This window comes from Micromonospora sp. CMU55-4 (assembly GCF_011602315.1).
Classification (GTDB): Bacteria; Actinomycetota; Actinomycetes; order Mycobacteriales; family Micromonosporaceae; genus Micromonospora; species Micromonospora chalcea.
In genome coordinates, this window is the sequence record NZ_JAAOLH010000054.1 from 1 (window position 1) to 676 (window position 676).

Consider the following 676-nt stretch of genomic DNA (forward strand, 5'->3'; position numbering starts at 1 on the left):
ACCGACACCACACCCGCAGACCGGCCCTCGGCAACAGCCGACAGCCCGGCCACCAGCTCGTCCACCGACGAACCCCACACCACCGCGCGGTGCTCCAACGCAGCCCGCGACGTCACCAACGACCACGACACATCCACCGGCGACAGACCACGACCACGCACGAACGACACCAACCGCCCCGCCTGACCCGACAGACCCCGCTCCGAACGCCCCGACAGCACCCACGGCACCGGCAAAGCCACGGAAGCGCCCCCGGCAGACTCCGGCTCCACCGCGACCTCGGGGACGGCTTCGGGCTCCGGCTGCTCCAGGACCACGTGCGCATTGGTCCCCGAGATGCCGAACGACGACACACCCGCCCGCCGAGGACGCTCCACGCCCGGCCACTCACGCGAGGCCGTTACCAACTCGACCGCGCCAGACGACCAGTCCACATGCGACGAGGGCTCGTCCACGTGCAGCGTCGCCGGCACGGTCCCGTGCCGCATCGCCAAGATCATCTTGATGATCCCAGCCACCCCCGCAGCCGCCTGCGTGTGACCGATGTTCGACTTCACCGACCCCAACAACAACGGCACATCCCGACCCTGCCCATACGTCGCCAACAACGCCTGCGCCTCGATCGGATCACCCAACGACGTACCCGTACCGTGCGCCTCCACCACATCCACATCAA

At 68.8% G+C, this 676-nt stretch carries 1 protein-coding gene; it reads right to left on the minus strand.

Annotated features, from left to right (window positions below):
• Positions 1 to 676: type I polyketide synthase (locus HA073_RS30215; RefSeq protein WP_166457868.1), on the minus strand; the 676-nt coding region annotated here is incomplete at both ends.